The following is a 13,161-nucleotide window of genomic DNA, read 5'->3' on the forward strand; positions in this document are numbered from 1 at the left end:
ATAAATCGACGCCATGCTCGCGCACGAGTGGCACGACGACGACCGCGACCCGCGGCCGTCGCGGCCGAGATCATGCCGGGGCGGCCGCCGACCAGCGCGATCGTGATGGCGATCGCCACCGAGGCGTACAGGCCGACGCGCGGATCGACCCCGGCGATGATCGAGAAACCGATCGCCTCGGGGATGAGGGCGAGCGCGACGACGATGCCGGCAAGCACGTCGCGGCGGGCGGCGGCGCCGTCAGTGAACCACTGGCGGCGATAGGAAGCGAGATCGAATGTCATGGAAGATCCACATCAGGGCACATGGCGCATCAGGCGGCGCATTCGGGTTTCATGTGTGATGTTGTCCGGCGGATCGGCGGCCGGCATAGCCACCCGGGGTCTCACCGGGTCCTTGCGATTGCCGGCGCTCTTAAATGAAGGAGCCGGTCGCACGCAACCATCGTCGATCGTCGATCCCGGCCGTCATCCGCCCCGGAGGCGTTGGTTCTCGGCCGCGACCTTCGCCTTCACCGTCGCCAGCATCGCGTCGAGCGCCGCCCGGTCGTAGGTCTTGCCGCGCAGGATGACGGCGCGGATCGCGCGGGTCGCCGCGATGTCGGTGAGCGGGTTGCGGTCGAGCAGGACGAGGTCGGCCGCCTTGCCGCCGCGATGCTGCCGTAGCGGTCCAGTTGCCCGAACCATTGCGGGCCGGCGCGTGTGGCCGACGCCAGCGCCTGGGGCGGCGTCAGGCCCTTCGACACGAACAGCGACAGTTCGTCGTGAAGGCCGATGCCGGGATAGTTGAAGGAGTTGAGGAAGCCCGCGTCGGTGCCGGCGATGATCGTCACCCCCGCCTTCTGCAGCATCGGCAGCACCGCGGCGCTGCGTTCATATTCCGCATGTCGTGCCGCGATCGCGCCGGCATCGGCCCCGGCGGCGCGTCCGATGCGCCAGTCATAGGTCTTGCGCAGCTTCGGCCCGATATAGGCGAGATACGGATCGTTCGCATGGTCCGTCGCGGTCGAGATAGGCGAGGATGCGGCTGCCGTTGAGCGTGGGCGTGACGAACACGCCGCGCTGCGCGAACAGGCGATAGGCGGCCATTGCGGTGGCCTCGTCGAAGCCGGCCTGGATGCGGCGATTGGCCTCGGCGCGGTCGATACGCTTCGCCGCGACATCGGCGGCAATGGCCGCTTCGTCCTTCACGCCCGCCTTGAAGGCGTAACCGATATGCTCGATCGAGCTGATCCCCGCGTCGACCGCCTGCCGGACCGTCAACGCCATGGGGATATGCCCCGAGGTGCGCAGCCCGACGGCCTTCGCGCGACCGAGCGCGTACAGGAACAGTTGCGGATCCAGCGTGCTGTCGGTGATCTTGACGAAATCGACGCGGTCGCGCTGCAATCGGGCGATGGCGGCATCGACGTCGGCGCGGCTGCCGACCTCGATCGTGCCCTTCCACACGGGCTTCAGCCCCTCGATCTTCGCGCCGGAGGTGAGCAGACGCGGACCCAGGAGCGTGCCGTCGGCGATCGCCTGCCGCCAGGCGAGCACCTGGTCCGGAAGGTCGCCCGAGCAATCGCGGATCGTGGTGATGCCGTGCGCGACATAGAGCGGAAACAGCGCCTCATTCTCGGCGATGAGGTCCGGCCCGCCGCCGAAATGGACGTGCATGTCCCACAGACCGGGAATGACGAACCGGCCGCGACCCTCGACACTGGCGGCGGCGCGCCATCCTCTCGCGATCGTGGCGTCGGGGCCGACCGCGACGATCTCCTCGCCGCGAAGGACGATCGCCTGACCGGGCTGCGCCCGGGCGCGTTCGACGTCGATGATGGTGACGTGCCGGACGATCGTGTCGGCCGCTGGTGGCGGGGCAGGGGGCGGCGGAGGCGAGCAGCAAGGCCAATGCGGGAAGGAGCATCTTCATGGCGCCCCGGATAGCGCGGGATCGCGCCGCTGGCGACCGAGGGTGTCGCGCCCCGCTCCGCGTGCAAGGTCGATCGCTACGACCGCCAGTCGTCGATGGCGTCGCCCAGCGCGATCCGCAACGCGCCCAGCCACGGCGCGAACATGGTCCAATGGTCCAGCCCGGAACGATAGATCGGCTGGCGCACCTGCTCCGAACTCACGGTGCGCACCGCGCGATCATTTTCGAAGAACCGCAAACAGGCGTGATCGAACGGCAGCCCCGCCGCCGCGACCAGCCGGCGCACTTCCACCTCGGTCGCCTCCACCAGGTCCTCATAGATCACCCGGTGGACCGCATCGGGCTGCACGCTGGTCATGTGGCGCATGATGGTCAGATAATAGCGGTAATATCGGCCCAGATCGCCCAGGTCGTAGGAATGGTCCTGCCCCTCGGCGAACAATTGCTTGAAGCAGGAAAAGCACGTCGCCATCGGCGCGCGCCGCACGTCGATGATCGTGGCGCGCGGCAGGATCAGCCGGATCAGCCCGACGTGGCGGAAATTGTTCGGCATCTTGTCGACGAAACGCGGTCGCCCCAGCCGCCGGTGGATCGCGGCACGCGCGAGATAGTCCTCGCCCAGCGCGCGCACCTCGGCGCGCGTCAGCGCCTCCGCCCCGTCGCCCACCCGCGCCGCGATCGCCCCCATATAGGACAGCTCCATCGTCCCCTCGACCGCGGCATGGCTGGCCAGGATCTGTTCGACCAGTGTCGAGCCGGAGCGCGGCAGCCCGACGACGAAGATCGGCGCGGCATCGTCGACGCCCCAGCCCGCGCGCGCGGCGAAGAAGTCGGCGGTGAAGACGCGCGCGACCTGTGCGGCATGGGCGCGATGGTCGATGAGGGCCGCGCCACGCCGCCGCGCGATGGCCGCGCCACGGGCATAACAGGCGAAGCTCTCCCCGGCCTGCGCGTCATCCTCCAGCCGCCGGCCCAGCGCATAGGACAGGCGCATCCGGTCGACCTCCGGCAACGAAGCGTCCGCCAGCAGCGCGCGCATCGCGGCCTCGTCGGCGGCGGTCAGCGCGGCGATCTTCAGGTTGGCGAGGCTCCACCACGCTTCGCCGTTGCGCGGATCGAGCGCGAGCGCCCGGCGATAGGCGGCGATCGCGCGGTCGCGGTGCCCGCTGGTGCGCAGCGCATGGCCGTGATTGACCGCGATCCGCGCGTTCGCGGGGGTAGCGCGCCGCGAGCATGCCGTGCAGCGCCTCCGCACCCTGATCGTCGCCAAGCAGCGCGAGGCAGCCCGCGCGCAGGTTCTGATAGGCCGGATTGTCGGGGTCACCGGCTTCGAGCGGCGCCAGTTCGGCCAGCGCCGCCTCCGCCTGCTGCCGGGCGAAGAGCGTGTGCGCGAGATCGAACCGCGTCCGCACCAGCGTCGGGTCGATCGCCAGCGCGTGGCGCTGCAGCGTCTCCGCATCGTCATAGGCGCGCGCCGCGACATAGCAGGCGGCGAGCAGCCGCAGCGCCTCGACATCGTCGGGGTGCGCCAGCAGGTGCGCGCGCAACCGTGGCTCCGCGCGATCGAAGTGTCCCAGCGTCACCTGCTCGGCGAGTGCGGCGAGCATCGCTTCGGCCCCCGTCAGCCGGGCGAGCGCGGCGCGCGCGGTCGTCTCGCGCGCATAGTCGCCGATCGCGAAGGCGGCGTCCGACAGCGCCTCCCATGCCTCGATCAGGTGCGGGTCGAGCTGCACCGCGACGTCGAGCTGCGCCACGCCCTCCGCCGGCTGCCCCGTCATCCCCAGCGCGAGCCCCAGTTCGTAGCGGGTGCGCGCCGCGCGCGGATACGCACGCGCCAGATCGGTCAGGATCGGCAGCGCGCGACCGGCATCGCCGCGTCGCCGCAGCGCGGAGGCGAGGATCAGCCGGGGGCGCGGATCGCCCGGATGCGCCGCGATCAGCGCGCGCGCCAGCCGCTCCGCGGTGGGCGCGTCCTCTGCCAGCGCGGCGGCGGCGGTGGCGAAGGGATCGGTCATCTACGGTCGCACGGGCCTCCGGCTCCGGCCCGGCCCCGGGAGATCGGGGCCGGGCCGGTCGACGTCAGAACTTGAACGTCAGCCGCGCGTAATAATAGCCCCCGTTGATCCCCCATGGGGGTGAACGCGATGGCGGCGCGATAGACGTTGTTGAGCAACGGCCGCGTCACGCCATTGGCGACGATCGTCGGCATCTGCGGCGCCTGCTTGTCGAACAGGTTGCTGGCACCGACGTTGAACCGCACCGCCGGCGTCACCTTGTAGCCGACATCCAGGTCGGTGATGAACGTCGTACCGATCGTCACCAGCCGGGCATTGGTGCCCGATCCCGATCCGTCCGGGCTCAGATGCTGGCTGGTCTCGCCGTACATCGTTTCGCGCAGGTCGACGGACAGCGGCCCGCGGTTCCACGTCGCACCCGCGATCACCTTCATCCGCGGCGTGGCGGTGGTCAGCGCGTCGATCGCATAGCGCGTCATCAGCGCGGTCTGTCCCTGCGCCGCATTATAGACCGCGGCAGGCAGGTCGATCAGCCGCGTCAGCTCGGTCTTGTTGTGATTGACGCCCAGCGACCAGTCGACATGCCCGGCATCGCCGAAGTCGCTGGCATAGGATGCGGTCGCCTCCACGCCGCGGGTACGCGTGTCCGCGCCGTTGGTGAAGATGTCGATCCCGGCATAGGAGGTCGCATCCGCCAGCGAGATGCGCCGCGCCGCCAGCGCGTCCAGCACCGCCTGCGACACGATCGTCGATCCGTTGGAGCCGAACAGGTCGCCCGACCCGACGATGCGGTCGCGGATTCTGATCTGGTAGGCGTCGACCGTCAGCTGGAGCGCCGGGGCGGGATGCGCGACCATGCCCAGCGAGAAATTGGTCGATTTCTCCGGCTTCAGCCTGGAGAAGCCGAGCAGCTGCGCCGCGTCCGAATTGGCGGGCAGCTGGCCATAGACATAGCCCGGCCCGATGTTGACCGCGGAATAATATTCCTCCGCCAGCGTCGGCGCGCGGAAGCCGTTCGACACCGTTCCGCGCAGCGCAAAGGCGGGGGAGAAATCGTAGCGCGCGGTGCCCTTCGCGGTCAGCACCGATCCGAAATCGGAAAAAATGCTCGTGCCGCGCCGCGACCTCGACATGCAGCGCGTCGGTCGGATCGACCGCCAGATCGGCGTAGAACGCGTAGGAACGCCGGCGATACCTGCCCGCGTCGGTCGGCGCGAAGCCCTGATAACCCTGCGCACCGCCATAGGCATAGGCCGCGAACTCTCCGGCCGCGACCTCATAGGTGCCGCGGCGATATTCCGCGCCCAGCGCCAGCGTCACCGGCTTGGCCAGCCCGACCGCGAATTCGTGCGTCAGGTCGAGGTTGGCGGTGAGCTCCCCGTTCGAGAGCTGCCCGTCGTAGAAGTTGCGTTGCAGGTCGGTCAGCGGGGTCGCGCTCTGCGACTGGAGCTGGCGGAAGATGACGCGATGCGCCGAACCCAGCGTATCGATCTTCACCGCGTCGCGGCCATAGGTGGCCGACAGGTCGTAGGTCCATCCCGACGCCGCGCCCTTCAGCCCCGACGTGAACGAGAAATCCTCCTCGCGCAGCCCTTCCTGCGGCGAGAAGCCGTTGGGCAGCGGATAGACGGTGGTGCCGGTGCTGGTGGTGCCCGACACGCGCGCGCCATCGCGATAATTCTGGTTCGAGCGTGCGGTGCGGTTGCCGTAGCTGCCGAAGGCATAGACGGTGGCCGCGTCGGTCAGCTCGTAGCCTGCGTCGAAGGTGGCGTTGTAGATCTTGTAGGTCGCATCGCCGTTGATGCGGTTGACGCGCGGATAGCCCGGCGACGCCTTCAGCCCGGCGACCACCACCGGATTGGTCGCGGTCAGCGTGCAATCGGCGTCGAAATAGCGGCGATCGCACGCGCCATGCTGCGTGAAGTCATGGTAGCGATACTCGCCGGTCAGGTTCAGATAGCCACGCTCGCCCAGCCCGAACCCGGCGTTGACCGCGGCGGTCGCGGTCTTGCCGCCATTCTCGTAATTGCCGCCGCCGTTCAGCACCACGGTGCCGCCGTCGCGTGCGCGCTTGGTGATGATGTTGACGACACCGGCGATGGCGTCCGACCCATATTGCGCCGCGGCACCGTCCTGCAGCACCCTCGATGCGCTGGATCGACGCGACCGGCACGAAGCTGAGGTCGGTGGTCGCCCCGCCCGAGAACGGGCTGCCGCCGGCGACCGCCAGATTGGCGGTGGTGTGGCGGCGCTTGCCGTTGACCAGCACGAGCGTGTCGTTGGGGCTGATCCCGCGCAGCGCGACCGACAGGGTCAGGTTGGCGGTATCGTTGCCGAAGCCCTGGACGTTCAGCGACGGCAGCGAGCGCGCCAGCGCGCCGCCCAAATCGACCGGGCCGACGTTCTGGATCGCGGCGGCCCCCACGACCTGGATCGGCGCCGGGCTGTCGCTGGCCCGCATGCCGGACTGGCGCGTGCCGGTCACCACGATCGTGTCGACACCGTTATCCGTCGGGGTCTGCGCCGTCTGGCCGGAATCGGCATAGGCGGATAGCGGCGTGACGAGGGCGAGCGCCGACGTCGTGAGCAGGTAGAACCTCATGATGCTCCTCTGGATTAGTCTGCGTCCGACCCGCCAACGTGGTGCGCGTCCTGCGGGGGAGCGCGCTATCCGACGCAGATGCTAATCACCTGTTTCCGGCCACAGCTGCCGCAAAACGGCATGGGCGGAATATAAAATGTCATTTTCATGAAACGAACGGCATTTCGGTCTGAATGACGGCAAAGATCAATTTGAAGGAAAGTGAGAAAGATAGGATCGATTCTCGAATGTAACTTTCTCGTCATTCTTTATTCATTTAGGTTCTGGCGTCTGGTCGTCGGTCCAGCTATCTTGTCTGTGTCCGCAATCCCGGGATGGAGGCTGCTGCCTCAGACTGTCGTCGCCACATCAAGATATAAAGATATCTTTATATGGATGTTGACAGCACCGCGCCGATGGTGTTGAACGGCCATGTCGAGGTTCCCCATCCCAGGCATGGCGGTGGGGCTAAGACGGGAAGCCGGTGGTGTCCGTCAGGGCAGAATCCGGCGCTGCCCCCGCAACTGTAAGCGGCGAGCGGCGGCTCCATTTCGTGTCACTGGGCTTTGCAACGAGCCCGGGAAGGCCGGAGCCACCGTGTTGACCCGTGAGCCAGGAGACCTGCCTCCGACGCCATAACGTTCCTCGGACGGGGGTTCCTCCGGTGGATCGCGCTTGACGCGTGGATCCCCGGGGCGATGCCGGCCGGACCCCTTCATGCCTTGCGCGCTTTCGCCTGACCTCCGCCCGCTATGCGAGGTGAGTCATGACGAACAGCGGGTTCACGTTCACGATCAGCAGCATCCCCTTCGACGAGGATTATCGTCCCGCCGACAACACGCGGATCACCACCAATTTCGCCAACCTCGCGCGCGGGGAATGCCGGCGGGAGAATCTGCGCAACACGCTGGTGATGATCGACCATCGCTTCAACGCGCTGATGCACTGGGACAATCCCGCGGGCGATCGCTACACGATGGAGCTGCGGATCGTCTCGGCCATGCTTGGAACCGGGGAGGGCGACGGCCACGAAACCTTCCCGCTGATCGAGATCCTGCAGACCGCCGTCATCGACGGGGCCAGCGGCGAGCGCATCGACGGCATGGTCGGCAACAACTTTTCCTCCTACGTCCGGGATTACGATTTCAGCGTTGTCCTGCCCGATCACCTCAGGAGCGGAGGTGGCGGCGCGCCGCAGGGGTTCGGCGATCTGCACGGCAACCTGTTCAGGCGCTTCCTCGATTCGCGCGCCTATCGCGACCATTTCCGCAAGGCGCCCGTCATCTGCCTGAGCGTGTCGAGCCGGGAGGTCTATCGCCGGACCGCCAACGTCCATCCGATCCTGGGCGTCGAGTATCGCAACGACAGCTGCTCCCCGACCGACGAATATTTCGCCAAGATGGGCATGAAGGTGCGCTACTTCATGCCGCCGCACGGTGTCGCGCCGCTGGCCTTCTATCATATCGGCGATCTGGTCAGCGACTATACCAACCTCGAACTCGCCAGCACGATCGCGACGATGGAGACGTTCCAGAAGATCTACCGTCCGGAGATCTACAACGCCAATTCCGTGGCGGCGGAGCAGTACCGGCCCAGCCTGACGTACCAGGACTATTCGCTGACGCGCATCCTCTACGATCGCGAGGAGCGCAGCCGGCTCGCCGCCCTGCAGGGCAAGTTCGCCGAAGAGCATGTCATCAAGCCGCACGGTGCCGCGCTCCGGCGCTGGTCCGCGAGCTGCGGCCTGTGATCCCCCCGCACACGAAGGTATTCGTATCATGACGACATTGTTGCCGACGACGACCGCGGGCAGCCTGCCCAAGCCTTCCTGGCTCGCCCGGCCCGAGACCCTGTGGTCGCCGTGGAAGCTGGAGGGCGAGGAACTGATCGCGGGCAAGCAGGACGCGCTGCGCCTGGCGGTCGACGATCAGCGGCAGGCGGGCATCCATATCCTCGGCGACGGTGAACAGACCCGCCAGCATTTCGTCACGACCTTCATCGAGCATCTCGACGGCGTCGATTTTGACAAGCGCGAGACGGTGCGCATCCGCAACCGCTATGACGCCAGCGTGCCGACGGTCGTGGGCGCCGTGTCGCGGCCCCCGCCCGGTCTTCGTCGACGATGCGCGGTTCCTGCGCGCGCAGACCGACCGGCCGATCAAGTGGACGCTGCCGGGGCCGATGACGATGATCGATACGCTGTACGATGCGCATTATCGGAGCCGCGAGAAGCTGGCCTGGGAATTCGCCCGCATCCTCAACGAGGAAGCGCGCGAGCTGGAAGCCGCCGGCGTCGACATCATCCAGTTCGACGAACCCGCGTTCAACGTCTTCTTCGACGAGGCCAACGACTGGGGCATCGCCACGCTGGAACGCGCGGCCGCGGGGCTGAACGCGGAGACCGCCGTCCACATCTGCTACGGCTATGGCATCAAGGCCAACACCGACTGGAAGAAGACGCTCGGCGCCGAATGGCGGCAATATGAGGAAACCTTCCCCAACCTCCAGAAATCGTCGATCGATATCATCTCGCTGGAATGCCAGAATTCGCGCGTGCCGATGGACCTGATCGAGCTGATCCGCGGCAAGACGGTGATGGTCGGCGCGATCGACGTCGCGACCGATACGATCGAGACGCCGGAACAGGTCGCCGACACGCTGCGCAACGCGCTCCGCTTCGTCGATGCGAACAAGCTCTATCCGGCGACCAACTGCGGGATGGCGCCGCTGTCGCGCACGGTCGCGCGGGGCAAGCTGGCGGCATTGGCTGCGGGTGCGGCGATCGTCCGTGGCGAATTGGGGGGCTGACCCGGGATCGGGAGAAGGGGGGGGCGGCGACGTCTTGGCGCCGCTCAGGCGAAGACCTCCGCCAGCCGGTCGGTCTGCGGCCCTTCGCCCCGCTCGCGCAGCGTGAAGTACAGGCTGGTGAGCAGCGTCGACCACAAGGCGGTCGTGATCGTCGCGGTGAACGCGCCGACCACCAGCGTCCCCGCGATGCCGGACCCTTCACTCAGGATCGCGCCGGGGATCGCCGCGACCGCCGCCAGCAGCCAGGTGATGACCAGCGCCACCACCATCACGAAGAAGATACGCCACCGCGCGCCCTTCGTCAGTGCGCGGCTGCGCCCGAACGCCTCGGTCACGCCGGCATCCTCCTCGACCAGCGCGGGCGCCGCCACCGACCACATCACGAACAGGATGACGCCCGGCACGAACAGCAGCGCCATGCCCAGCATCACGCCCAGCCCGAGCAGGATCGACAGCCCCAGCAGCGGCAGCACCTTCGCCAATCCGCCGCGCAGGCTTTCGCCGAGGCCGATGCTGCGCCCCTCCAGATAGGCGCTGGTCGTGCGCACCAATGCGGCCTGAGACAACATGCTGCCGAGCAGGAAAACCACAAGAAATCCAAAGAATAGCGCTCCCTTGCCCAGTTGCGCATTGGGGTTGTCCCCGGTTTCGACCGTCAGGAGATAGCCGAAAAGCTGTTGCGGCAAGGCGCCGAGCAGGAATGCGATCGCGAAGACCGTGGCGGGGTTGCCGCGCATCACCCCGAACGCGCCCCCCAATACCGTTCCGATCGCCAGCGGCGCTGCCTTGCGCGCCTCATTGTCTTGCATCGTTCGCCCCCCTGTTCAGCAATTCTCCCGAACCTGTCGCAAGATTGTGGATTTGTCACTCGGGATGTGAATAGATGCCTGCCGAATGGGGGCATCGACAGGCATGGCGGCGGGCGCGGACGCACGACTGGCCGCGGCGCATCGCGCGTTGCGCGAGGCCGGGGACGTGCAGTTCGACCTGCCCCCCGCCGATCCGCCGGCGCACGCCCCCGCCTGGTTGCAGGCGCTGGGCGAATGGACGCGCTGGATCCTGTCGCCGATCGGTCGCCTGCTGCGCTGGATCGGCGGGTTCATGCCGGATGCACCGTATGCGCGCATCGTGCTGTGGACGATGCTGGCGGTCCTTGCGCTGCTGGTGGTCGCCGCGGTCGTGGCGCGCCTGCGCGAGGGTGCGTGGCGGCTGCCGTGGCGATGGCGGCGCGCGACCGTCGCCGCCGCGGCGGCGGACGTGGATCCGGCGAGCGACTGGACCCCCGATGCGGCACCCGCGCGGCGCTGGCTGGAACAGGCCGACGCACTGGCGAGCGAGGGGCGCTTCGCGGAGGCGATCCACCATATCCTGTTGCGCAGCGTCGACGATATCGCGCGCCGTCGCCCGCGGTTGGTGCGCCCCGCGCTGACCAGCCGCGACCTGGCGCGCGCGGAGGCGATCCCCGCCGCGCCGCGCCGCCTGTTCGCGGACCTGGCGGCGGTGGTGGAGCGCAGCCTGTTCGGCGGCCGTGCCGTCGATGCGGGCGAGTGGGAGCGGTGCCGCGCCGCCTATGCCGAGTTCGCGCTGCCGCGCGGGTGGCAGGGATGAGCACCAGCGCACCGGGGCCGTTCCGCACGATGACGGTCGCCATCCTGATCGCCGTCGGCGTGGTCGGCTTCGTCGCGATGCTGGTCCTGGGCGCCTTCGCCCCCGACCTGCGATCCGGGCGCAACGGCGGCGGGCACGCGCTGTCGGATGCGGCGACCGGGTACAGCGCGCTGGTCGAGCTCGCACGGGCGACCGGGCGCCACCCGCGCATCGTGCGCGACCCGCGACTGTTCAACACCCCCGACCTGCTGGTGGCCACGCCGGAGCGGGGGGAGGTCAACATCAGCGCCGCGCTCACCAACCGCGACTATGTCCCGACGCTGTTCGTGCTGCCCAAATGGCGGACCGAGGCCGACCCCGACCGTACCGGCTGGGTGCGGCGCACCGGCATGTTGCCGCTGTCGGAGCCGATCGGCGTGCTGGCGCCGGGGATCCGCTTCGCGATGGCGCGGCGCCGGGACGACGGTGGCGAGGTGCTGGCCACCACCGCCTTCCCCGAAACCGTGCGGCTGCGCGCGCCATGGCGGATGCAGGTCATCACCGGCGCGACCTTCGCGCCGCCGGACGAGGATGCGGATGAGGAGGCGCATGAGGACGGGGAGGAGCAGGCGGCGCGGCCGGTGCTCCGCCCGCTGGTGGTCGACCGGCACGGCGCCATCGTGCTGGCGCAGATCGGCACCACGCCGCGGTACGTGCTGTCCGATCCCGACCTGATCGACAACCTCGGCGTGAAGGAGCTGGACCGCGCCGCCGCGGCGCTGGCGATGCTGGACGCGCTGGACCCGCGCCGGGCGAAGGGGATCGCGTTCGACGTGTCCTTCAACGGGCTGGGGCCGACGCAGAACCCGCTCAAGCTGATGTTCGAGCCGCCGTTCCTAGCGATGACGCTGACGCTGGCCGTGGCGCTGTCGCTGGTGGGGTGGCGCGCGCTGGCGCGGTTCGGGCCGATCGTGCCGCGCCGCGATCCGATCCCCGCGGGCAAGACGGCGCTGGTCGACAACAGCGCTGCGCTGGTGCGCAAGGCAGGGCGCGAGGCGGCGATGGGCGCGCGCTACGCCGCGGCGATCCGCGACCGCGTGGCGCGCGCGTTCGGCGTGCCGGGACGTGTGCAGGGCGTGGCGCTGACCGCCTATCTCGATACGATCGGCGACGCGCCGCATTATTCGCAACTGGCCGGCGCGGTGGAAGCCGCGGGCGACCGCCACGCCGTTTTGAGGGCCGCGCGTGCGCTGCACGCCTGGTCGACGAGCAGGATAGGGAGAGATCGGTGACGGTGAACGACGTCCAGGCGCTGGCCGCGGACATCCGCGCGGAGGTGGCGCGCGCGGTGGTTGGGCAGGAAGCGACCGTGGAACTGATGCTGATCGCGCTCTTCTCGGGCGGGCACATCCTGCTCGAAGGGCCGCCGGGCACCGCGAAGACGCTGCTCGCGGCGTCGTTCGCGCGCGCGTTGGGGATCGGGTTCGGTCGGATCCAGTTCACGCCTGACCTGATGCCGGGCGACATCATCGGCGCGAACCTGTTCAACTTTCAGACCAGCGCGTTCACGCTGACGCGTGGCCCCGTCTTCACCGAGCTGCTGCTGGCGGACGAGATCAACCGTACCCCGCCCAAGACGCAGGCCGCGCTGCTGGAGGCGATGCAGGAGCGCACGGTGACGATCGACGGCACCAGCCTGCCGCTCAGCGACCGCTTCACCGTCATCGCGACGCAGAACCCGATCGAGCAACAGGGCGTCTACCCGCTGCCCGAGGCGCAGCTCGACCGGTTTCTGTTCAAACATACCGTCGGCTATCCCTCCGCCGAGGAGGAGAGGCGCATCATCGCGCGTCACGGTGCGCGCAAGCACGCGATGGCGCCCGACGACTGGGGCGTTGCCCCGGTTGCGGATGCGGCCCGGCTGGAGGGTGCGGTGGCCGCGGTCGCCGAGGTGCGGATGGTCGACGAGGTGACCGACTATATCCTGGCGCTGGTTCGCGCGACCCGCGGCGTCGCCGACCTGGAAAGCGGGGCCAGCCCCCGGGCGGGGGTGATGCTGGCCGGTGCCGCCCGCGCGCGCGCCGCGATCGAGGGGCGCGACTTCGTCATTCCCGACGATGTGAAGGCGCTGGCGCCGGCGCTGTTGCGCCACCGCCTGATCCTGTCGCCCGCCGCGGAGATCGACGGGCGACAGATCGACGATGTCGTCGCCGGCATCATCGAGACGATCGACGCACCGCGCTGACGCCGCTGCCG

At 68.7% G+C, this 13,161-nt stretch carries 11 protein-coding genes, 4 pseudogenes, 1 riboswitch and 1 other annotated feature; of the genes and pseudogenes, 6 read left to right on the forward strand and 9 right to left on the reverse strand.

The genetic code is table 11. From position 1 onward, the window contains the following. The 8 genes and pseudogenes from PGN14_RS13575 to PGN14_RS13610 form a co-directional block, all read right to left on the reverse strand. Positions 1-284: pseudogene (locus PGN14_RS13575) on the reverse strand (SulP family inorganic anion transporter); the annotation flags it as partial. Between the two features lie 59 nt (positions 285-343). Next, positions 344-399, reverse strand: a sequence feature (sul1 is cis-regulatory element that is thought to sense ions involved in sulfur or methionine metabolism; They are found in Alphaproteobacteria). A gap of 68 nt (positions 400-467) precedes the next feature. Next, on the reverse strand, positions 468-686 hold the full coding sequence (locus PGN14_RS13580) for a hypothetical protein (RefSeq protein WP_335300108.1): 219 nt from the start codon (positions 684-686) through the stop codon (positions 468-470). Between the two features lie 252 nt (positions 687-938). After that, a complete protein-coding gene (locus PGN14_RS13585; RefSeq protein ID WP_335300109.1) occupies positions 939-1,658 on the reverse strand; it encodes an amidohydrolase family protein in 720 nt (239 codons plus the stop codon). A gap of 332 nt (positions 1,659-1,990) precedes the next feature. Further along, positions 1,991-3,169, reverse strand: a complete 1,179-nt coding sequence (locus tag PGN14_RS13590) for a sulfotransferase (protein ID WP_443019517.1) — start codon at positions 3,167-3,169, stop codon at positions 1,991-1,993. Between the two features lie 91 nt (positions 3,170-3,260). Continuing rightward, positions 3,261-3,929, reverse strand: a pseudogene (locus tag PGN14_RS16880) (tetratricopeptide repeat protein); the annotation flags it as partial. Continuing rightward, the gene (locus tag PGN14_RS13600) at positions 3,926-5,062 is read right to left on the reverse strand and encodes a TonB-dependent receptor domain-containing protein (RefSeq protein ID WP_335300112.1); all 1,137 of its coding nucleotides are present in this window, start codon (positions 5,060-5,062) and stop codon (positions 3,926-3,928) included. The pseudogene PGN14_RS16880 and the gene PGN14_RS13600, both read right to left, overlap by 4 nt. Before the next feature lie 28 nt (positions 5,063-5,090). Then, a pseudogene (locus PGN14_RS13605) lies at positions 5,091-5,783 on the reverse strand (TonB-dependent receptor plug domain-containing protein); the annotation flags it as partial. A 70-nt stretch (positions 5,784-5,853) separates the two neighbouring features. Then, entirely contained in the window at positions 5,854-6,531 is a 678-nt protein-coding gene (locus PGN14_RS13610) for a TonB-dependent receptor plug domain-containing protein (protein ID WP_335300113.1), read from the reverse strand. A 400-nt stretch (positions 6,532-6,931) separates the two neighbouring features. After that, positions 6,932-7,154, forward strand: a riboswitch (cobalamin riboswitch). A 122-nt stretch (positions 7,155-7,276) separates the two neighbouring features. Between PGN14_RS13610 and PGN14_RS13615 the strand changes: the two genes are divergently transcribed. From PGN14_RS13615 to PGN14_RS13625, 3 genes and pseudogenes are all read left to right on the forward strand, one after another. Then, positions 7,277-8,260 (forward strand): putative oxygenase MesX, encoded by a 984-nt coding sequence (locus PGN14_RS13615; protein ID WP_335300115.1) that lies wholly within the window; start codon positions 7,277-7,279, stop codon positions 8,258-8,260. A gap of 28 nt (positions 8,261-8,288) precedes the next feature. Continuing rightward, a pseudogene (locus PGN14_RS13620) lies at positions 8,289-8,549 on the forward strand (methionine synthase); the annotation flags it as partial. Positions 8,550-8,568: 19 nt separating this feature from the next. Further along, positions 8,569-9,318 (forward strand): methionine synthase, encoded by a 750-nt coding sequence (locus PGN14_RS13625; RefSeq protein WP_335300116.1) that lies wholly within the window; start codon positions 8,569-8,571, stop codon positions 9,316-9,318. 44 nt (positions 9,319-9,362) lie between these two features. Here the strand turns inward: PGN14_RS13625 and PGN14_RS13630 are convergent, their stop codons facing one another. After that, entirely contained in the window at positions 9,363-10,127 is a 765-nt protein-coding gene (locus PGN14_RS13630; RefSeq protein ID WP_335300117.1) for a hypothetical protein, read from the reverse strand. A gap of 85 nt (positions 10,128-10,212) precedes the next feature. On the opposite strand from PGN14_RS13630, the gene PGN14_RS13635 reads away from it, so the two are divergent. Genes PGN14_RS13635 through PGN14_RS13645 form a run of 3 tightly spaced genes read left to right on the forward strand, consistent with a single transcriptional unit; the run spans position 10,213 to position 13,150 of the window. Then, a complete protein-coding gene (locus tag PGN14_RS13635) occupies positions 10,213-10,926 on the forward strand; it encodes a DUF4129 domain-containing protein (protein ID WP_335300119.1) in 714 nt (237 codons plus the stop codon). Further along, positions 10,923-12,197 (forward strand): hypothetical protein, encoded by a 1,275-nt coding sequence (locus PGN14_RS13640; RefSeq protein WP_335300121.1) that lies wholly within the window; start codon positions 10,923-10,925, stop codon positions 12,195-12,197. The genes PGN14_RS13635 and PGN14_RS13640 overlap by 4 nt, the downstream gene beginning before the upstream one ends. Continuing rightward, positions 12,194-13,150 (forward strand): AAA family ATPase, encoded by a 957-nt coding sequence (locus PGN14_RS13645; protein WP_335300122.1) that lies wholly within the window; start codon positions 12,194-12,196, stop codon positions 13,148-13,150. Before PGN14_RS13640 ends, PGN14_RS13645 begins: the two co-directional genes overlap by 4 nt. Positions 13,151-13,161: the final 11 nt, after the last annotated feature.

The organism is Sphingomonas adhaesiva (genome assembly GCF_036946305.1).
Taxonomy (GTDB): Bacteria; Pseudomonadota; Alphaproteobacteria; order Sphingomonadales; family Sphingomonadaceae; genus Sphingomonas; species Sphingomonas adhaesiva_B.

Excerpts from the sequence above, each read along its gene's own strand:
- PGN14_RS13600 (WP_335300112.1), bottom strand. The coding sequence starts at position 5,062 with ATGTCGAGGTCGCGGCGCGGCACGAGCATTTTTTCCGATTTCGGATCG.
- PGN14_RS13630 (WP_335300117.1), bottom strand. The coding sequence starts at position 10,127 with ATGCAAGACAATGAGGCGCGCAAGGCAGCGCCGCTGGCGATCGGAACG.
- PGN14_RS13635 (WP_335300119.1), top strand. The coding sequence starts at position 10,213 with ATGGGGGCATCGACAGGCATGGCGGCGGGCGCGGACGCACGACTGGCC.
- PGN14_RS13615 (WP_335300115.1), top strand. The coding sequence starts at position 7,277 with ATGACGAACAGCGGGTTCACGTTCACGATCAGCAGCATCCCCTTCGAC.
- PGN14_RS13585 (WP_335300109.1), bottom strand. The coding sequence starts at position 1,658 with ATGCACGTCCATTTCGGCGGCGGGCCGGACCTCATCGCCGAGAATGAG.
- PGN14_RS13610 (WP_335300113.1), bottom strand. The coding sequence starts at position 6,531 with ATGAGGTTCTACCTGCTCACGACGTCGGCGCTCGCCCTCGTCACGCCG.
- PGN14_RS13580 (WP_335300108.1), bottom strand. The coding sequence starts at position 686 with ATGGTTCGGGCAACTGGACCGCTACGGCAGCATCGCGGCGGCAAGGCG.
- PGN14_RS13625 (WP_335300116.1), top strand. The coding sequence starts at position 8,569 with ATGACGCCAGCGTGCCGACGGTCGTGGGCGCCGTGTCGCGGCCCCCGC.
- PGN14_RS13640 (WP_335300121.1), top strand. The coding sequence starts at position 10,923 with ATGAGCACCAGCGCACCGGGGCCGTTCCGCACGATGACGGTCGCCATC.